16 protein-coding genes are annotated in these 21663 nt (G+C 27.4%); 3 read left to right on the forward strand and 13 right to left on the reverse strand.

Annotated features, from left to right (window positions below):
* The first annotated feature begins 7 nt into the window (after positions 1-7).
* Positions 8-2074 carry a hypothetical protein gene (locus ABJG40_RS10620; protein ID WP_348024555.1) on the forward strand — a complete coding sequence of 689 codons (2067 nt, stop codon included), beginning with the start codon at positions 8-10 and terminating at the stop codon, positions 2072-2074.
* A 387-nt stretch (positions 2075-2461) separates the two neighbouring features.
* Here ABJG40_RS10620 and ABJG40_RS10625 read toward each other — a convergent pair whose 3' ends face one another.
* From ABJG40_RS10625 to ABJG40_RS10680, 12 genes are all read right to left on the reverse strand, one after another.
* Entirely contained in the window at positions 2462-3295 is an 834-nt protein-coding gene (locus tag ABJG40_RS10625; RefSeq protein ID WP_348024556.1) for a hypothetical protein, read from the reverse strand.
* Between the two features lie 278 nt (positions 3296-3573).
* On the reverse strand, positions 3574-4092 hold the full coding sequence (locus ABJG40_RS10630; RefSeq protein ID WP_348024557.1) for an OmpH family outer membrane protein: 519 nt from the start codon (positions 4090-4092) through the stop codon (positions 3574-3576).
* A gap of 56 nt (positions 4093-4148) precedes the next feature.
* On the reverse strand, positions 4149-5072 hold the full coding sequence (miaA, locus tag ABJG40_RS10635; protein ID WP_348024558.1) for a tRNA (adenosine(37)-N6)-dimethylallyltransferase MiaA: 924 nt from the start codon (positions 5070-5072) through the stop codon (positions 4149-4151).
* A 3-nt stretch (positions 5073-5075) separates the two neighbouring features.
* Positions 5076-5909, reverse strand: coding sequence for an ion transporter (locus tag ABJG40_RS10640; protein WP_348024594.1), 834 nt, complete (start codon positions 5907-5909; stop codon positions 5076-5078).
* 96 nt (positions 5910-6005) lie between these two features.
* Positions 6006-10001 carry a hypothetical protein gene (locus ABJG40_RS10645; RefSeq protein WP_348024559.1) on the reverse strand — a complete coding sequence of 1332 codons (3996 nt, stop codon included), beginning with the start codon at positions 9999-10001 and terminating at the stop codon, positions 6006-6008.
* Between the two features lie 9 nt (positions 10002-10010).
* Positions 10011-11465, reverse strand: a complete 1455-nt coding sequence (locus ABJG40_RS10650) for a C1 family peptidase (RefSeq protein WP_348024560.1) — start codon at positions 11463-11465, stop codon at positions 10011-10013.
* A 95-nt stretch (positions 11466-11560) separates the two neighbouring features.
* A complete protein-coding gene (locus tag ABJG40_RS10655; protein ID WP_348024561.1) occupies positions 11561-13510 on the reverse strand; it encodes a DUF3858 domain-containing protein in 1950 nt (649 codons plus the stop codon).
* Positions 13511-14590: a 3'-5' exonuclease gene (locus ABJG40_RS10660; RefSeq protein WP_348024562.1), complete on the reverse strand. Its 1080-nt coding sequence runs from the start codon at positions 14588-14590 to the stop codon at positions 13511-13513.
* Positions 14591-14612: 22 nt separating this feature from the next.
* Positions 14613-15290: a YggS family pyridoxal phosphate-dependent enzyme gene (locus ABJG40_RS10665; RefSeq protein ID WP_348024563.1), complete on the reverse strand. Its 678-nt coding sequence runs from the start codon at positions 15288-15290 to the stop codon at positions 14613-14615.
* Positions 15290-16240: a D-2-hydroxyacid dehydrogenase gene (locus ABJG40_RS10670; protein WP_348024564.1), complete on the reverse strand. Its 951-nt coding sequence runs from the start codon at positions 16238-16240 to the stop codon at positions 15290-15292. Before ABJG40_RS10670 ends, ABJG40_RS10665 begins: the two co-directional genes overlap by 1 nt.
* 79 nt (positions 16241-16319) lie before the next feature.
* The gene (gene serC, locus ABJG40_RS10675; protein WP_348024565.1) at positions 16320-17387 is read right to left on the reverse strand and encodes a 3-phosphoserine/phosphohydroxythreonine transaminase; all 1068 of its coding nucleotides are present in this window, start codon (positions 17385-17387) and stop codon (positions 16320-16322) included.
* Positions 17388-17505: 118 nt separating this feature from the next.
* Entirely contained in the window at positions 17506-18567 is a 1062-nt protein-coding gene (locus tag ABJG40_RS10680) for an acyl-CoA reductase (protein ID WP_348024566.1), read from the reverse strand.
* A 70-nt stretch (positions 18568-18637) separates the two neighbouring features.
* Here ABJG40_RS10680 and ABJG40_RS10685 point away from each other — a divergent pair, with 70 nt between their 5' ends.
* Positions 18638-18988, forward strand: a complete 351-nt coding sequence (locus tag ABJG40_RS10685) for a 4Fe-4S dicluster domain-containing protein (RefSeq protein ID WP_348024567.1) — start codon at positions 18638-18640, stop codon at positions 18986-18988.
* Between the two features lie 102 nt (positions 18989-19090).
* Positions 19091-20182 (forward strand): redox-regulated ATPase YchF, encoded by a 1092-nt coding sequence (gene ychF, locus ABJG40_RS10690; RefSeq protein WP_348024568.1) that lies wholly within the window; start codon positions 19091-19093, stop codon positions 20180-20182.
* A gap of 565 nt (positions 20183-20747) precedes the next feature.
* On the opposite strand, the gene lipA is transcribed toward ychF, so the two are convergent.
* Complete coding sequence (gene lipA, locus ABJG40_RS10695; RefSeq protein ID WP_348024569.1) at positions 20748-21617, reverse strand: lipoyl synthase; 870 nt, start codon at positions 21615-21617, stop codon at positions 20748-20750.
* Positions 21618-21663 lie beyond the last annotated feature (46 nt).

Consider the following 21663-nt stretch of genomic DNA (forward strand, 5'->3'; position numbering starts at 1 on the left):
ATTAATAATGACAAATAACATATCCTTAGAAAATCAATATAAAAGAACAAGATTATTCGAAAAAGAAAACGTTAATTACTTAGTACATGTTTTAAAAAGATTTAATACAGTACCTAAAATTAATAATATTAATATTATTACTTCTATTAGTGAGCCAGATATTTTTAAAATAGTACCAAATAAATCAATTATTTTAGGTTCGTTATATTTAAAAAACCCAGTTTTAGCTTTAGTTTATTTAAGATATGGAATAGAATGGCAACTTTGGTATAAAGCATTAAGTAATAAAGAAAATACTATTTTATGCGATTTAGCTGCATTAAAAGTAACACGTATTTTTTATAAGTTATTACAAAAAGAAGATAAAGAAAAATTACAAGATGTTCATTATTATATAATTCATAAAATTAAAAAAGAAGAAAAAATAAATACAGAAGATTTAGAGAAATATAAAGAATTAGAAGCCATTCATAGTTTAAAAACAGCAAACAAAATTTTTAAAGATTCTTGGAAATCGATTGTAGAAAATTTGGCAAAACCAACAGAATATCTATTAATGGATGGTGGTGATTTAAGGCTAAATATAGATGAAATACTTTTGCTTAACAAATATGGTTGCAGGCCTTTTCCAAGACCAGAAGCATTTACATTTGCATCATCTACAGCAACAAGTGTGTCTAATTATTCTTTTGATAAAGCAGACAAAGTTAGAAGTATTTTAATAAAAAATAGTTTAAAAAATGGCTTTGATAAAACAACTTTAGACTTTGCAGAATCTTTAAAAGATAACCTTAGAAGTATATTTGATTTAAAAGAAAAAAACGAAATCATTTTTTCGCCTTCAGGTACAGATTCTTCGCTTCAAATTGCGGCAATAACTCAAATTATTACCAATAAAGAAATTACACATGTTTTAGTGGCATCAGATGAAACAGGTAGTGGTGTGCCAGCAGCATTAAAAGGTTGTCATTTTGAGAATACAACAGCCTTAAATTATCCTATTAAAAAAGGAGATAAAATTAAAGGATTTAGAGATGTAGAATTGATTAAAATACCTTTTAGAGATGAAAAAGGACAATTAAAACCTACCAATCAATTAGATACAGAAGTTTATAATGCTGTTTTTAAAACAAACCAATTAGGCAGGCAAATTGTTTTGCATGTTATGGACCATTCTAAATTAGGATATCAATCTCCAACTGAAGAAATGATGCAAAAATTAGATGCTATAAAAGACTTATCTATGCAAGTAATTATAGATGCAGCACAACTAAGGTTAGACCCAACAGATATTAGAAAATATTTATCTAAAGGATATATTATGAGTATTACAGGTAGTAAATACTTTACAGGACCACCATATTCTGGAGCATTAATTTTTCCAGAAAACGTTAGCAAACTTGTACGTGCTTCTAATAATAAATTACCAGAAGGATTAACAGCATATTTTAACCATTCAGATTGGCCATCATCTTGGTTCTGTTCTAAAGAATTATCTGAAGGTTATAACTACGGTTCTTATATGCGTTGGAAAACTGCTTTGGTAGAAATGGAAAGGTATTTTAAAACACCAGTTTTATATAGAAATATGGGTATAGAAATGTTCTGTAATTTTGTAGAAGATTCTATAAAAGATGCCCCATTTTTAGAACCAATTTATGGTAAGCAAACAAGAGTAAATACTTTTAATGACGATGAATTTAGATTTAGAAATATTCGTACAATTTTTCCTTTTTTCATACTTAAAAACAAACAAGCTTTACCAGTAGATAAAGTAAAAAAACTGTATGTTTTATTAAATTCAGATTTATCTAGTCAATTTAAAGGTTCTTGTATAGAGACCATTAGATTAGCAGCTCAAAAATGTCATATAGGGCAAGCAGTAAATGTAAAATATAACGATTTACAAAGCGCAATTTTAAGAATTAATTTAGGAGCTAGGGTAATATCTGAAAGTTGGGTTAATAGAGATATTAGTATGTATTTTAGAAATATAGAATTACAACTGAATCAAATTACTGTAATTATAAAAAAAATAGATTTAATACTAAATAACTCAGATTTATTAGATTAAATTTTAAAAATAAGTTAGTATAAAAAAGCATCCAAAATATTGGATGCTTTTTTGTTTTTATTTTTTTGAAGCTATTTCCTGCTATCCACACTCGCTTTTTTTATCCTAAAAAAGGAATAAAAAAGAGCTCAAACAATTGTTTCTATCAGGGCTAAAACTTGTTTGCTAACTTTCGTTATTGTTAATTCGCTAACGGTTTTGTATAAAGTTAGTGTGGGATTGAAAATCGGGAGATTTTCAGCCTAACACTAAGCTTATACTTATTTTATGTTTTTATCTTGTCGACCTAAAAATACTCAAATAAGAATAAGCGACCATGTAAACAGACCTAAAACTTTGGGAAAACCATAAAAACCCACATTAATTTTATACGGTGTTGTAAATAGTTTATTCATCACATTGATATTTTGATCTTTTAAGATAGTTTAAATCAGTTGGTGTGTAAGTATAACCTGAAGATTCACTCGGTGTTGGTCCTGAGTTTAAATAAGTCTCAGTATAACCTGCAGTTTTAGAATATTTAAAATAATTGTTATTTGACTCTGAAATACCTCTTAAATCAGAAAAAGGCAAGCCGTTAAAAGGGTTTCGTTGATTATCGTAATTTCCATAAGTTTCTATAGATCTCCATATAATATTATTATCTATATCAATTTCTTCTACTTTAAGTTCTATAAGATTACCATCTTCATTATAGCTATATACAGTTTCAAAAGAATATTCCATGTCTTTAGGTGTTTTTAAAACACGGCTCAATTGTTTAGCATGATTATGTGTTAAAGATTCAGTATAAGTTAATTGCTTAGAGCCATTGTTTTCTAATTTATGCCTAGTTATTTTTGTAGGTAATGTGCTTGAACCATTGTATTCATAAGTTTTAACAGCTGTATAGTCCTTTACTCGATTATATGTAGAGATTTCATTTATTCTATTATTTGAATCATAATTAATATTATCGATGTCTCTGTGAAAATCAGAAATACTATAAACATTATCATATCGAATACGAGTAATTAGAAGATTTTTAGAGTTATAAACATACTGCACAGGATATATTATGTCACCTATAGTATCGATAGTTTCTGTAACTGTATTATATTCAGTTTTATAATCGCCATTTGTTCCAATTACCTTACATTGATTATCTTTATTAAGGTAATCATTTTTAGAGCAAGAAATTAGGGATAATATTATTAACAATAATACATATGTGTTTTTCATTTTTCTAATTATTTACAACTTAAGACGATTATGACGTCCGTTTTAATGACTTATAATCTGCATTAGCGAAGTTCGTGTTTTTATTTTAAAAAGTCAAAAAATAGAATTTCCATTTTGGATTATCAAAAGCTATTTTTTTGTGAAGTTTTATCTGTTCTAATTGTATTAAATATTTATGATACCTATAAAATGTTTCTATATTTTTGTTTTATTTAATTATGTAAAACAAAAAAACCTCACAATTTTGTGAGGTTTAAATTTTATTAAAGTTAGGGTTATTATTTTTTAGCTTCAGGTATTTTAATACCTAAATTTTTTAAAACTAATTCTGTAATATCAAAATTTGGATCTACGTAAGCAAACTGATTTCCAGAAATTGTAAGTACTTGAGTGTATTTACCTGCCTTAGAAACTATAGTAATAGCATCATTTAATTTTTTATATAAAGGACGCATTAACTCATTCTTTTTTAACTGCATTAATTTGTTTCCATTATCTTGGTATGCTTTAATATCTGTTTCTAATTCAGTAAGTTCTTTAATGTCTGCTTGTTTAGCTAAAGCACCTAAAGTTTTTTCGTTTTTCTTATAAGCATCTACTTTTGTTTTATATGCCTCTAATTTAATATTAAAAGATGAATCTAATTTAGCACCATAATCTTGCGACCTTTTGAGTACAATTTTAGTTTCTGGCATTAAGCGAATAATATAATCACTGTCTATAGTACCAACTTTAGATTGAGCAATAGCAAATGTGCTTAATAAAGCAATACAAATAAAAAGAATTTTAGATTTCATGTTTTTTGTTTTTTTGTGTGACAAAGATATAAAAGTGAATGAATTACAAAAATTTGTTATTGCTTAGTTTTGTTAATTTTATCAGAAATTTTGGCAATAATAGTTTCTATTTCAGTTTTGTAATTAAACCAGAAAGTATTTTGGTCTTTTTTAAACCAAGTTCCTTGTCTTTTAGCAAATCTTCTGGTGTTTTTTTTAATTTCAGAAATGGCAAATTCTTTGGTAAAATCTCCATCAAAATAAGAAAACAATTCTCTGTAACCCACAGTTTGTAATGCGTTTAAAGTTTTATGATTGTGCAATAATTTGGCTTCTTCTAACAAACCATTTGCAATCATAATATCTACTCGCTTATTTATTCTATTATAAATAATTTCTCTTTCTGCATCTAAACCAATTTTTATAGAATGAAAGTTTCTTGGTGCTTTTGGTTTGTTTTTAAAGGTAGAGTATGATGTACCAGAACCAACACAAATTTCTAAGGCTCTAATAACTCTTTGAGGGTTGTCTATTGCAATAGTATTGTAAGTTTCTAAATCTAATTCTTTAAGTTTATTTTGAAGTGATTTTAAACCTTCTTTTTGTAATTTATTATTTAAATCTTCTCTTATTTTAGCATCTACTTTCGGAAAATAATCTAATCCCTTTAAAACAGCATCTACATACAAACCGCTACCTCCAACCATAATTTGAACTGGATTTTCTTTAAAAAGTTCATCTAATTTTTCTAACGCGTCTTTTTCGAAAGAACCTACATTGTAATCATCAAAAATGCTTCTGTTTTGTATAAAATGATGTTTAGCTGCTGCTAGTTCGTTTTCATCAGGAACAGCAGTACCAATATTCATTTCTTTATAAAACTGTCTAGAATCGCAAGAAATAATATTACTTTTAAAGTAGTTTGCTAATTTTATACTTAAAGCTGTTTTACCAATAGCAGTAGGGCCTACAATTGTAATTAGAAAATTTTTAGAGGCCATTTATTATAATTTATTACCACAGTTATAACAGTATAGAGAATTGTCTTTGTGGTTTTCTGCAGAACAATATTTACAAGATTGTGTATTTGTATCTATAGCACTTAGTTTAGATTTTGACATTTCTGAAGTTACAATTCCTGTAGGAATTGCTATTATTCCGTAACCTAAAATCATAATTATACTTGCTATAAATTGTCCTAAAGGTGTATGAGGAGCAATATCTCCATAACCAACAGTTGTAAGTGTTACAATTGCCCAATAAACACTTCTAGGAATACTTGTAAAACCATTTTCTTCTCCTTCTACCATATACATTACTGTACCAAGAATGATACAGAGTATAAAAACAAAAAACAAAAAAACAGAAATTTTGGCTTTACTTGCTTTTAAAGCTGTCATTAAATTATTTGATGCACCTACATAACGTGCTAATTTTAAAACTCTAAAAATTCTTAATAAGCGTAAAGCTCTTAAAGCAGCAAGATGATGCGAACCAATAAAAAATAATGATAAGTATTTAGGTAAAGTAGATAATAAATCTACAATTCCATAAAAGCTAAAAATATATTTTAATGGTTTTTTTATAGAAATAATTCTTGCAATATATTCTAGAGAAAACAAAATGGTAATAATCCACTCAGAAAAATTTAAGAACGAATGGTATTTTTTATCAAAACTATCTACACTTTCTAGCATTACTAACAAAACACTTGCTAGAATTGCTATTAATAAAATTACATCAAAAAATTTACCAGCTCTTGTATCTGCTTCATAAATAATTTCATGAAGATTGTTTTTCCAAGAAGAAGGTTTAGATTGTTTTGTTGTTTTCAAAATACATGAATTGTATTACAAATATAATGCTAATAATTACTATAAAAAATTAGCTCTTATTTTAATTAAAATAAGAGCTAAAATAATGTAAAAAAGTTTTTAATTTTTCTTGATAAAAATAAAATCTCCACCTTCATCACCTGTTCTACTAATTGGTGCGTATTGTGGTTTGTTATCTCCAGAAGTATTATTAATTACAGGGTCTTCTATCATGTTAAATAGTTGGCCAGCTGATAAATATGTTTTGGTGTTGTCTCTTAACCTTTTTAACAAGTACTTCATAAATACACTTTTATTTGGTACGGTTGTTAAGGTTCCGCTTGTAATTGCTCTTCTACTTGGTAAAGAATATTTAGTTTTTACGGCGTTTGAAGCTTTACTATAATTTCTGTTTGTAGATAAAATACTACCACTAAAACAAGCATCTGCAATTAGCAAAGTATGTTTAGAGTTTATCGATTTTATATAAGAAACAATACTTGTATTTAAAATTACATTTCCTTCAAATTCCATTTCTGCATCTGCAGGCATCCAATATCCTTTTTCACTTGCTTCATCATAATTACCATGTCCTGCATAGAAAATTACTAAATTGTCATTTTTACCAACGTTTTTTCTTAGTGTGTAAAACTGTTTTATAATTTGGTTTTCTGTCGGATTTTTTAAAACAGTAACATTTTGTTGGTTAAAATTGTATTTAGATATTAATAAACTAGCTAGTGCATCTGCATCTTTAGTAGGTTCTCCATTTAAATCTACAATACTTTCGTCTTTGTACTCACTAACACCAATAATTAAAGCATGGTATTTACCAAAACCAATATCTAATTTATCTATAGTATTATCTGTAATGGTTGTATCATCTACAATTGGTGAAGTTCTTTTAATTATAAATGTTTTAGTAGATGAAGATTGTTTTAAATCTGTAGCTTTAACGATTAAATCGTTTTTACCATATTTTAAAGGTACGTTTGCTGTAAATGTACCATCTTCAGCTACGTTTGCTTCTATACCATTTACAGTTATTTCGTAAATTCCATCAGCATCTGTAGCTCTACCTTGAACCTGAATTCTTTTTGTTTTTACAATTTTAAAACCTCTTTTTGCTTCTACATTTGGTGATGATATTACAACTACTGGTGGATTGTTAAAACTAGAAGATTGATATCTAATATCTAAATAATCTACAGCTATTTTTTTATCATAATAAAGTGTATATCCAAATTTACTTCCAAAAAAACCTTCAAAAGGTGTTTCATTTACATATTGATCGTTTATATAAAAACGTAATAAATTGCCAGATTTTACAATTTTAACCTTATTAGAAGCGCCTAAATCTGTTTTAATAGCAGAAGATTCTGTAAAAGGAATAATTTTTTTATACACATCATTATCAAATTTTCTATAAATGTAACTTCCGTTACCAGAAAATAAGAACGAGTATTCATTAGAAGAATTTTTTCTTCCGAAAGTAATACCATAAAGTCCGTCTGTAGATTTGGTTACTCTGCTTAATGCGGTTTCTATTATAAAATCTTTAGATGTGTCTATAGTAACATCTCTACTAATAAAAATACCACCTTCTTGTTTTTTATGTAGTAATAATTTACTGTTAGCAATTGCAACAGAATAATCATCTGAATCTTCTAAATTCCAACCATTTGTATTTCCATCAAAATCATCAAAAAGAGGCAGTTTTAGTTTTTTGTTAGTAACAATTGTATTGTTATTACTATTTTTTAATTGATAAATTTTTAAATAATCTACTGCAATTTCTTGGTCTGCATATACTACATATCCAATTTTGTCTCCGTAAAAAGGTTCGAAATCTGTTTTTGTAATATATCTATCATTAATAAAGTATTTATAATTTTCTCCTTCTCTTCTAACTTTTAAAATATTAGAAGCACCATTATTTTGGTTAACATTAGAAGATTTAGTCCATTTTACAATTACTTCTTCTTTATTATTTACAGTTCTTGAAATTTTATAATAACCTGTACTTGCTATAAAAAATCGAAAACTATTGTTATCATCTAACCCCCAAGTTAATCCATAAGAATTGTTTGTAACACCACTTATTTTATCTATTTTGGTTTCTATTTCAAAATCTTTGGAGCTATCGAATTTTTTTGTAATGTAAGTAGACCAACCTTTATCCTTTCTTTTATGTTGTACATGGTATTTACCATTTAAAAATCTAAAGTGAATTTTTTCATTATTTTGAGTAGACCATTCATTTGTATTTGTGCTATTAAAATTATCGCTAAAAAATAAATCTCCTTTAAACTTTGTATTGTTGTTGAAGATATTGGTATCATTAGGACCATTATCTAAATAAGAAAGATAGAAATAATCTATTGCAATTTTTTGAGGATCGAAAATAGAAAATCCATAGCGTTTACCATAAATAGTCATGTTAGTATCTGTATAAACTAAAGAATTGTTAATGTAATACTGTAGTTTATTTCCTCTTTTTTCAATTTTTAAAATATTTGTAGAGTAATTTTCTTTTTTAATTGAAGAAGATTTTGTCCAATCTACAAGTGTTGTTAATTTTCCATTATCATAAGTATCAATAGAGTAACTACCTAAAGCATTTATTAAAAATTGGTGTTGATTTTTACTATCTTCTCTTCCAAAAACTAAACCAAAACCATTGTTTTTGATTCCAGATATTTTTTGAATAGAAGCTTCTGCCTTAAAATCTCTGGTATTATCAAAATCAAAACCTTTACTACTTGTCCAACCTTTATCTCCTTTATATTCGAAATAATATTTACTGTTTTTAATTTCTAGTTTAGCTTTATCATTATCTGCTATACCCCATTCATTTTTATTAGAATAAAAGCTATCATAAATAATAGTTTTTGTTGTGTTATCTTTTTTGATATTGGTTTTACTATCTGTATATGCCATACTAATATAGCCTATAGAAATTTTTTGTTTACCATATATTATAAAACCAGTTCTGTCTCCAAAAAACTGATATGAATAGGAGGTATGAACTAAATTACTGTTGATGTAATATTTTAATTTGGTACCTTCTTTTTGTACTTTTAAATAATTTACAGCTCCATTACCTGTTTTAATATGGTTAGATTTTGTCCAATCTTTCGTAAAGGATTGCTTTCCATTTTTTAAATGTTTTATGACATAAGATCCATTACCTGATAAGAAAAATTGATTTTGATTATTAGAATCTTTTCTCCCATAAATTAAACCAAATCCGTTATTTTGAATACCAGAAATTTTTTTGATTTGAGCACTAATTTTAAAGTTTCTTGAAGTATTAATTTTTTCTTCTAATGTAGATGACCAACCACCACTTTCTCTTTTATGATCAAAAATATAGTCTCCATTTTTTATGTCTAATGTAACGTCATTATCATTTTGAATAGACCAATCATTTGCATTGCTATTAAAACCATCAAAAAGAATTGTTTTTTTAGAACTGTTAGTATAATTAGTTGATGAGCTATTTATTTGTTTTACTTTAATATAATCTATAGAGATTTTTTGATTTTTATAAAGAGCTAATGCTATTTTCTTACCAACAAAATTTTTAAAAGAAGTGCTATAAACAGAAGAACCATTTATATAAAAAGTAACAGAGCTCCCTTTTTTAGAAACTTTAAGTTTATTTATTCCATAGTTTCCTGTTTTTACATTGCTGTTTTTGGTCCATTCTTTTAGATTAGTATATGAATTTTCTATAGATTCTGCAACTCTATAATATCCACTAGAGGTATAACCAAATTCTTTATAGTTATTACCATCTTTAAAATCGTATAAGAATGAAATTCCTGAACTAGATACTCCTGAAATTTTTTGAATTGAGATTTCTAATTCAAAATCTTTTGATGTGTCTAAATTAAAACTGGTAGAAGTTATTTTCCAAGATTCATTTGTTCTTTTATGTTCAAAATAATACCTTCCATTATAAACATTTAATTCTATGTTTTCATTACTACCTGCAGGCCATGTACCTTTGCTATCAAAATTTTCTTGGTAAACATAATTACCGCTATTTTGACCATAAACTATTGATGATAATAAAAAGAATAAAAGGAGGGAAGTTTTTAACTTTTTCATAATTTGATTTTATTGGTGGTTCATTTCTATAAAAATAGGAACAACTTTTGCAGAAGAGTTTTTGGAACTTGCGTTAAATGAAACTTTATTTTCACTAAATGAGATATCTGTACCTTTAAACATTTTATAACTTAATGCTTTTTTTACTCTAGAAACAAAATCACCAGAACCATACCTGGCTTTACTAACAATATCGTTGATATTTAATTTTTCTTTACTATAAAGTACACAAAGAATATCTCTACCAGGTTGATTATCAAATTCTATAAAATAATCTTCACTAGGTAATGCAATTTCACTATTGGTATAATTAAAATAATCGCTAAAATTTTCAAACGGATATAGTTTGTTTACAGATTTATCTCCAGAACCATAACCAATTAGATATACATAACCTCTTTGTTTACTTTTTAAGTATATTCTAAATTGAGTACCAGAAGTATATGTATTGTTTACTTTATAGGTAGTTTTGGTGGCTTTTACAATATTAAAATTTCTTGTTGCACCATCTGCTAATTTAATTGGCATGCTATTACCATTGCTTAATTTTAATGTAAGCTCTCCTCCAAGTTTACTATAGGTTATATTATTATTATTATTATTATTATTATTATTATTAAAATCGTTGTTGTTACTATTTTTGTCAACTAAAACATAAGCTGTTTTAACTTGTCTTTTAAAATCTTCATATTTAATCCAAAAAAAACCATTTTTACCAAAACGAGTGCCCCAAGAGTTCATTACTTCAAAAGCACCACCAGATTTATTATTATCATAACCTACTACTACCATTGCATGACCAGATTTACCTGAGCTTGGTATCCAAACATTGTTGTAATCTGTTTTTAGGCTAGAAAAACGAAATAAACCAATTACCACAGGGTTTTTTTGTGAAATAGCTTTTTTAACTTTACTTACTAAATTGTATGGGTTGTTCCATTTTGCTAATCTTTCAAAGTTTAAAATTTTATGGTTTTTAGCTTTGCTATAAACGTAATTAGAAGGTGTTTTTAAACAGGTTTTATAATCATAAGGAAAATCTGTTAATTTAGCAGCTCCATTATTATTCATAACCTTCATGGCATTTTCTATGTATGCTCCTTCGCATTTTGCATTATATCTTATTTGATTGTAAACAAATGCTGGTGAAAATGTGTTTTGATTAATTTTAGATGTATTATATTTCCAGCCATTTTTTATTGCGTTTGCAATTGTTCTTGCACCGTAAGCACTTGCCCAACCAACACAAGAGCCTTGACTTCCTTGGTTTCCTGGAGTAGGAGCATACCCTTTTAAACTGAAAGATGAAGGCATAGAAGTAAAGCTTCTAGTTATTATAGGTACAGATTGAGGTATTTGGTTATACATTGCCTCATCAAACTTTAAACCTGTACCAAATTCATCTTGAGAAAACAGGAAAAAAGTAGAAAATAAGCAAATTAGTAATGCAGGTAATTTTTTCATATTAAGTGATTTAGAGTTACAAAACAAAAATCTGGCTAAATATATAAAAAAAAAATACGTCATTTGACGTATTTTAAAACCTTAAAATAAAAAACTTATTCTTTTTCTAATACAATATTACTGTTTTCAGATAAAATTATTTGCTTGTAAAATTCTTTTAAAGCAAAATATTCTTCACTAGAAAAGATACTTCTGTTTATCTGTATTCTAGTAGAAATAGTAATAATATTATTTCTCTGAATAATGTTTATTGTAAATTTACCACCTTTATTAGGCAAAGATATAGCTCTTTTTTTAGGCAAACTGATTATTTTATAGTTGTCTGGTATTTCTAGGTTTAGGTAATAGTTTTTTCTTCTTGTGTATGCAAAATCTACAGGATAGTTTCTTTCTTTTAATTTGAAAGGATTTTTAGAAACTCTATTAAATAGAAAAGGATTTAATCTTAATTTGTTTCCTAACTCTTCACCCATTTCTATTCTAACCTTAAAAATTTCGTGTAAAGTTTTGTCAAGATTATTTAAATTTTTAACAGTATAATCTTCTACTTCTACATCTATATATTTGGCTTCAAAATCATCTAAATAACTGTCTTTATTTTTTAAGGATATTTCTTCTCTTTGTTCTACTGCAAAATAACCGTTTTTACTAATCATTAAATTACCTTCAAAAACTCCTTCTTCAGATAGCTTTAATTTACAAGTAAAGTTAACAGTAGAACTATATTTTGGTTTAAGAGCTACCCAAGAACTTTTTTCTTTATAATTTATTTCTCTAGCTTCGCCATTTAGTGTTCTTATAGGTACTTGTCCAAAAGGTAAATATTTATTAGAAGCATCTAAAAAATAATTTTTACCATCTATATTAGTTTTAACAATAACATAATTGTAGTCGTAAATTACAGGAAAAAGTTTTGTTGGTATTCCATTATTTCTAGTAGATAAAACTGCTAATTTAGTTTCAATTTCTGCTGCTTTTAAACTGTTATATAGAGATAAATTTATTTCTCCAATATCTCCGGTTTTATTATCAAAAGCTTGTTTTACTTTTGCATCTTTATTTGACCAATATTTTTCATTCCAGGTGTAATGATTTTGTATAAAGCGATAAATATTTTTAGCCTTTTCTAGATTATTTGTTATAGATAAAATAGAATCTGGTAAGTTTTTTTTGAAAAAACTTTTTTTGGAAGTTTGATTGTTAAAGAAACGTTTTTTCAAACTTTTATCAGCTTGTTTCCAGGTAGTTGTTAAATTTTCAACAACACCTCTATAGCTTGTTATCGATTTTATATCAAAAGAAATTTTAGAGATATAATTTTTTTTACTTAACATGTATTCTTCTTCTTTAAATGCTGGGATATTATACATTCCATAAGAAGAAGTAGCACATGTACCTTCACCAATACCATCTACATAAACACACTTTTTATCTACTGAATGTTCATTTTTATCTAATTTTAAATAACCAGTTTTTTTAATATTATACTTGTAATTTCCTAAAATAGAAGTATCAAATTCACTTTTAATTTTTGGGATATCAGATTGAAAATACCAATCATTAATACTTAAATATGGAGATAAAATACTGTATTTGTATTCGATTATAGATCCTTCTTTTAAATTTGGAAGTGTAAATTTTACAGTTTTCCAATTTTTATTTTCTTCAATAGTAAAGATGTCTTTTTTTAAAACAGAAGAGACATGCATGGTTCTTGTATCTGTTAAGTTATAAGTTTTCGCACTTATGTCTTTAATTCTCTGTTCTTTATATAGGTTTATTTTAATATTTGCTAAATTAAAAGAAGCTTTATTTAATATTTTTATTCTGTAATAATAGTCTGTTCTTGGTATTTCATCATTATCTCTATCTGGATAACGATTTGCATGTTCGTACAAAACTACTGCTGTTGCTGTAGAATCTTTATCGTAAATTGTCATTTTAAGTTCATCTAAAGTGGTTAAACCCATTTTAGTTGACTTCTTTTTCTGGGCAATTATAAAACTAGTTGAAAATAAAAGTAGCAGTAGGGCAATTTTTTTCATTTACAATCTAATTAATTTTTGAACTTTATTTTTATTAATATAATTTTTAATAATGTTTTTAGATTGAATTTTATTTTCTACAGGTGTTAACACTGTTTTTAATATATCTAATCTTTTTTCTTGAAAATTTAGATTGGTATAACCAAAACCAAAAACTTCATTTTGTTCTACTAAAATAACAGCATGTTCTTCTACTTCTCTACCTTTTTCAATGATTATAAAGTCTTCATTATTAAAGTTTTGGGTTGTGTTTTTAAGTTTCTTTTTAAAATTAAATTTAGGTGATAAAGCTTCTAATTCAATTGCATATTTTAATCTGGTAAAAAGCTCATTACCGGTTTTATCAAAAGAAATAGAATCTGCTCGTTCTTGAATTTTAATGGCTCTTTTGGTTACTTTTAAAAATAGTTTATTTACTTCTGCTTTTATATTGTTACCTCTGCCTAAAAAGATTACTTTTCCGTTTACATCATGTATATAATAAACACCCTGTACAGTAGGAATGTCATCTAATAAAGATTTAAGTTTTTGTTTGTAGTTTCTTCTGTCATGGTATTTTATAGAACTTTGTATAATTGTTTTATTAGTATCTTTTTCTAATAATAATTTAAACAATTGAACAGTTGCTAAAGCATCTCCAGAAGCTCTATGTCTGTCAGACATTGGTATGCCTAAAGATTTTGTAAGTTTTCCTAAGCTGTAAGAAGGTTGATTTAAGATTAATTTCTGACTTAATTCTACAGTACACAATGTATTTCTATTATATTCATAACCTAATCTATCAAACTCTGTGCTTAAAATTCTATAATCAAAATCTGTATTGTGTGCTACTAAAATACAATTAGAAGTAATTTCTATTATTCGTTTTGCAACTTCATAAAACTTAGGCGCATTTTTAAGCATTTTATTACTTATACCTGTAAGTTTTACAACAAATTCTTGAATTGGTTTTTCTGGATTTACGAGGCTTATGAATTGATCTACAGTAGAGTGACCATCAAATTTATAGATAGCAATTTCTGTTATTCCTTCTTCATTAAATTTACCTCCTGTTGTTTCTATATCTAAAATTGCGTACAAATTCTTTTTCTTTAAGCTAAATTTAAGGATTATAATTTCTATGACCAAATATATAGCTACCAACTCTAATCATTGTGCTACCATTTTCTATGGCTAAAGAGTAATCTCCACTCATTCCCATTGATAAAATTTGTAGTTCACAATTTGTAGTTATAGATTTTGTTTTTTGTTGATTAAAAAAGTTTTTTAAAGATGAAAACTCATCTTGCAATTGTTGTTTATTGTCTGTAAAGGTTGCCATACCCATAAACCCAACAATTTTTATGTTTTCTAGTTTTTTAATTTCTTCGGATGAAAGTATGTTTTCAATTTCATGAAAAGATAAACCAAACTTTGTTTCTTCTTTAGCAATTTTTGCTTGTAATAAACAATTTATAACTCTTTGATGTTTTTTAGCTTGTTTATTAATTTCTTTTAAGGTTGAAAATTTATCAACTCCATGAATCAAATCAACAAAATGAGCCATGTATTTTACTTTATTACGTTGTAAATGACCAATCATGTGCCATTTTATGTCTTTTGGTAAAGTATCATACTTATCAACCATTTCCTGAATTTTGTTCTCACCAAAAACTCGTTGACCAGCAGTATATGCTTCTTGTAAATCAGAAACAGGTTTGGTTTTAGAAACTGCAACTAAGGTTACATCTTCAGGAAGTGATTGTTTTATTTTTAATAAATTTTCTGCAATAATGCTCATTAACGTAAATGTTCTATAATTTGTTTTGCTAATTCTAAACCAATTCTGTCTTGTGCTTCTAAAGTAGAAGCTCCAATATGTGGAGTTAAAGAAAGTTCTGGATTCATTAAAAGTTGAACAGCTGGTGTAGGTTCTGTTTCAAAAACATCTAATCCTGCAAACTGAACTTTTCCACTTTCTATGGCGTTTACTAAATCTACTTCGTTGATTACACCACCTCTAGCTGTATTTATAATGCCAACTCCATCTTTCATTTTATCAATTTCATCTGCAGTAAGAACGTATTCTTCTTGCTCTGGAATATGTAAAGTTATAAAATCTGAATCTTTTAATACATCTTCTTTTTCTACAGTATCAATTGTAAAAGTAGTTTTTTGTCCGTTAAAAAACTCTAGAGTAATTGGTGCGCTTGTAACTTGTTTATCTATAGCTAAAATGTTCATTCCTAGACCAATTGCAATTTTTGCTACTTCTTGTCCTATTTTACCAAAACCAATAATACCAATTGTTTTTCCTCTTAATTCAATTCCTGCAGAATAGGCTTTTTTTAATTCTTTAAAACGAGAATCTCCTTCTAAAGGCATTTCTCTGTTAGAAGAGTGTAAGAATCTTACCATTCCAAAGAGATGGGCAAAAACCAATTCTGCTACAGAACTAGAAGCTGCAGCAGGAGTGTTAATTACTTGTAAACCATTGTCTTCTGCAAATTCTACATCAATATTATCTAAACCAACACCACCACGTCCTATTAATTTTAAACTTGGGCATGCTTCAATTAATTCTTGTCTTACTTGTGTTGCACTTCTAACTAAAATTGCATCAACATTATTTTCGTTGATGTAATTTTCTAATTGATTTTGAGCAACTTTTACAGTTAATACTTCAAAACCTCCTTTTTCTAAAGCATCTTTTCCGCTTTGAGAAATTCCGTCATTTGCTAATATTTTCATTCTAATTTCTTGTGTAATTGTTTAAAAGTTGAAACGTTTAATTGTTTAACTCGAACTTCATTCTGTATTTTTTATGGCTTTATAGCTGTTTTCTTTCTAACTCTTGCATTACATCCACTAAAGCTTGTACACTGTATAAAGGTAAAGCATTGTACATACTTGCTCTATAACCACCAACACTTCTATGTCCATTAATTCCACTAATTCCAGCTTCTGCCCACATAGTATCAAAAGTTTCTTTTAAGCTTTCATTGGTTAAAACAAAAGTAGCATTCATATTACTTCTGTCTTCTTTTGCTACAATTCCTTTAAAAAGCGGATTTCTATCAATTTCAGAATATAAAAGTGCCGCTTTTTTATTATTTACTTCTTCAATAAATTTAATTCCACCTAAATCTTTTAACCATTGTAAAGTTAACATAGAAACGTACACAGCAAAAACAGAGGGTGTATTAAACATACTATCTTTATCAATATGAATTTGATAGTTTAACATAGAAGGTATATGCCTCTCTACTTTTCCTAAAATTTCTTCTTTAATAATAACCAGAGTTGTTCCAGCAGGTCCCATATTTTTTTGAGCACCAGCATAAATTAAATCGAATTTTTCGAAGTCTAATTGACGAGAAAAAATATCTGAACTCATATCACAAACCAAAGGAACATTTGTTTCTGGAAAAGCTTTTATTTGTGTACCAGCAACAGTATTGTTACTTGTACAATGAAAATAATCTGCATCATTAGGAATAGAATATCCTTTAGGAATATAGTTGTAACCTTTGTCTTTAGAAGATGCAACTTCTATCATTTCTCCAAAAAATTTCGCTTCTTTAACAGCTTTATCAGACCAAGTTCCAGTATTTAAATACGCTGCTTTTTTATTCAATAAATTATAAGCAACCATTAAAAACTCCATGCTAGCACCTCCTTGTAAAAATAAAGCTTTATAACCTTTATTTTCTAAACCTAACAATTCTAAAGCCAAAGAGCGTGCTTTTTCCATAACATTTACAAAAGATTTACTTCTGTGAGATATTTCTATTAAAGATAAATCTTCATTATTAAAATTTACAATTGCTTCTGATGCTTTTTGTAAAACTTCTTGTGGTAAAATACAGGGTCCTGCACTAAAATTATGTTTTTTCATTTTTTTTAAAATTCAAAAATTTAATATTGTTTTTATAATGTCATTTCGACTTTATGGAGAAATCTAATAGATTTTTCGACTACATTATATTTCGCTCAAAATGACAACTTTAATTAATTTATATTTCGGATAAAAATTCTAAAGTATTAACTCCATCTGCAAAATCTGTTAATTTCGGATGTTGAGTTTGCCCAAAAGCAACTTCATTTTCTATAAAGTCTTTGGCAACAATACATTGAATTTTTTCTTTATCTTGATGTAATTTTATTTTTAAATCTATTTCGTTATCATAATATTCGTAAAAAATGGTTGCAATAGGAGAAGAGTAACTTTCATCTTCTTTAATCATTAGAAAACCATTTTCTAATAAATCAAACTCGCTCATCAAATAAACAGCTTTGTTGTAATCGTAATTATTTGCATACTTTGCATTATTAATAAGATCTTTTTTTACATACATTCCTGTAAAAAATGCATCAAAATTAAATCCTTTAGGAACATATAATTTAGAAACACTTCTGCAACCTAAACCGAAATATTGAAAAACATCATCAGAAAGGTTTATAAAATCTTCTTCAGTTTCTTTTCCAGTGATTACTGCCACAGAATTTCTACTTTTTCTAATAATATTTGGTTTACTTTTAAAATAATATTCAAAATAACGTGCAGTATTATCACTTCCTGTAGCTATTACAGCATCAAAATCGGTTAACTTTTCTTCTGTAAAAGTGATTTTTCCTTTAAAACTTTCCTCTACATACTCTAAATACTTTGCCAAAAAGGGTAATAAGTGTTTATCGCTAGAAGATTGCTTTACTAACACAGAATGGCCAGAAATTAGTACCGAAAGAAAATCATGAAAACCAACTAAAGGGATGTTACCAGCCATAATAATAGCAACTTTTTTAGAGTTTTTGATATCAATATTTAAGTTACTTATAAAATCATTTAAATTACTTGCAGTTAAAGATTTACTCAAACTTTGTAAAGAGAATAAGATATTATTTTTAGTAAACCAAGAATTGTTTTCTTGTGCTAATTTTATTTGATGTAAAAAGCCATCAAAAAAGATGTCATTATGCTCAATATTATCGATTTTTTTTATATTATCGATAGAAAACTGACTTAAAAAGGCTCCTAATTTTGCGAATGCAGTAATTCTGTTTTGAATACTATTCATTTATTTTGGTTGTAAATAATTTTGGCTTTATTTTTGCAACTGCAAAGGTACAAAAACAGAACAGAAAATTATGGCAATTATAATAACAGATGAATGTATAAATTGTGGGGCTTGTGAACCAGAATGTCCTAACACAGCAATTTATGAAGGAGCAGATGATTGGAAATATGCAGATGGTACAGATTTAAGTGGTGATATAGTTTTACCAAGCGGAAAATCTGTAAACGCAGAAGAAGATCAAGAACCCGTTTCAGACGAACTTTATTACATTGTACCAGATAAGTGTACAGAATGTAAAGGTTTTCATGATGAGCCACAATGTGCTGCAGTATGTCCTGTAGATTGTTGTGTGCCAGATGATGATGTTGTAGAAACAGAAGAAGAATTATTAGCGAAACAAAGCTTTATGCATAATGAATAACTGAGTATATATACTTAGACCTTATTAACATGAAAACCTCGAATTTATTCGAGGTTTTTTTATGAATAAAAAACTATATTTGCAATCGCAAAATTTATTTACATGAAAGCCGGAATTGTAGGATTACCAAACGTAGGAAAATCAACTTTATTTAACTGTTTATCTAATGCAAAAGCGCAAAGTGCTAACTTTCCTTTTTGTACAATAGAACCAAACTTAGGAGTTGTAAACGTACCTGATACACGTTTAGAAAAATTAGAAGAATTGGTAAACCCAGAAAAGGTTTTACCTGCAACTGTAGAGATTGTAGATATTGCTGGTCTTGTTAAAGGAGCAAGTAAAGGAGAAGGGTTAGGAAATCAATTTTTGGCAAATATTCGTGAAACGGATGCTATTTTACATGTTTTGCGTTGTTTTGATAACGATAATATTATTCATGTAGATAATTCTATTGATCCTGTAAGAGATAAGGAAACTATTGATATTGAATTACAATTAAAAGATTTAGAAACAGTTCAAAAAAGACTAGAAAGAGTTAAAAGAACTGCAAAAACAGGTAACAAAGAAGCGCAAGCAGAATTGGTGGTTTTGCTTAAAATTGAAGAAACTTTATTACAAGGAACATCAGTTAGAGCTTTAGAATTTTCTGAAAAAGAAATTGAATTTGTACAATCTTTACAATTTATTACTTCTAAACCTGTATTATATGTTTGTAATGTAGATGAAAATTCTGCAGTTTCTGGAAACGAATATGTAGAAAAGGTTAGAGAAGCTGTTAAAGAAGAAGATGCAGAAGTTATTGTTTTAGCAGTAGGAACAGAGGCAGATATTACAGAATTAGAAGATTATGAAGAACGACAAATGTTTTTAGAAGATATTGGTTTAGAAGAAGCTGGTGTTTCTAGATTAGTGCGTTCTGCATATAAATTACTAAACTTACAAACTTATTTTACAGCTGGAGTAAAAGAAGTAAGAGCTTGGACAATTCCTATTGGTTCTACTGCGCCTCAAGCAGCAGGAGTAATTCATACAGATTTTGAAAAAGGTTTTATTAGAGCAGAAACTATTTCTTACGAAGATTATGTAACTTATGGTTCTGAAGCTAAAGTAAAAGAAGCTGGTAAAATGAGGGTAGAAGGTAAGGATTACATTGTTAAAGATGGTGATGTAATGCACTTTAGATTTAACGTGTAGCTAAGGTTAAATTCTGAACTTGTTTCAGAATCTTATTTTTAAAAGATATAAATCCCAATGAGAAATTATTGGGGTTTTTTGATGATACCTCTTACCCATTTATTAGGAATCATATTCTATTGTTAGGTTTATTCGTTCTTCATTTGTATTATTAATAACTTCATGAAGTTTTGTTAAATCTAAATACTAATTAGGTAAGGAGATTTTTATAACGAATTGGTATTTAACCATTTTGTCCAAGAACCACCTGTATAATCATCTGCTGGTGGAGGAAAAGGTAAAGAATTGACTATCAAATGTGCAGGTGCACTTAACTAAATTACTTTATAGTATTCAAATTGTTTATTTGCTAAAGCTTTGGTCTCTGTTTGCCGTTTTTGAACATCAAAATGAATTGGAAGTAGAACTCTATTTTTTTGTAGTGATCTTGGTAGTTTTGTTTTTAAACATAATTATAATTGATTTTTATGTCTATAAAAATACCCCTAAATAGTATCTAACTTTTTAGGAGTATTCTATAAAAGAGATGGTTTTTAATTTCTTAATATTTTGAACTAATTTAATGTTATATAGCATGTTTATGTGCTTTATAAGAAGACCTTACTAAAGCACCACTTTCTACATACATAAAACCTAATTCTAAACCATAAGTTTCATATTTTTTAAATTGTTCTGGTGTTATAAATTCTTGAACAGGTAAATGTTTTTTAGTAGGTTGTAAATACTGTCCAATAGTTAAAACATCTAATCCAACTCCTTGCAAGTCTCTCATTGTTTGCATAACTTCATCTTCAGTTTCTCCTAAACCAAGCATAATACCACTTTTAGTACGCATTCCTTTTTCTTTTAGGTACCTTAAAACTTCTAAACTTCTATCATATTTAGCCTGTATACGAACTTCTCTAGAAAGTCTTTTTACAGTTTCCATATTATGAGAAACTACTTCAGGATGCACTGCTATAATTCGATCTATTTGCTTTGTGTTACCTTGAAAATCTGGAATTAAAGTTTCTAAAGTTGTATTTGGGTTTGCTCTACGAATTGCATCTACAGTTTCTGCCCAAATAATAGAACCTCCATCTTTTAAATCATCTCTATCTACAGATGTAATTACTGCATGTTTAATTTTCATTAATTTAATAGAACGAGCTACTTTTTCTGGTTCATCCCATTCTACAGTTTCTGGTCTTCCTGTTTTTACACCACAAAACCCACAAGAACGCGTACATATATTTCCTAAAATCATAAAAGTTGCAGTTCCTTCTCCCCAACATTCACCCATGTTAGGACAACTACCACTTGTACAAATTGTATTTAATTGATATTTATCTACTAAACTTCTTAATTCAGTATATTTTTTTCCAACAGGTAACTTTACACGTAACCATTTTGGTTTTTTAGGTTTTTCTGGAAGTATTACAGAATCTAATGCCATTTTCTATTGAATTTGAATAGCAAAGATACAAAGGAAAAAATGAAAT

Origin of the sequence: Polaribacter sp., assembly GCF_039939415.1 — a bacterium.
Classification (GTDB): domain Bacteria; phylum Bacteroidota; class Bacteroidia; order Flavobacteriales; family Flavobacteriaceae; genus Polaribacter.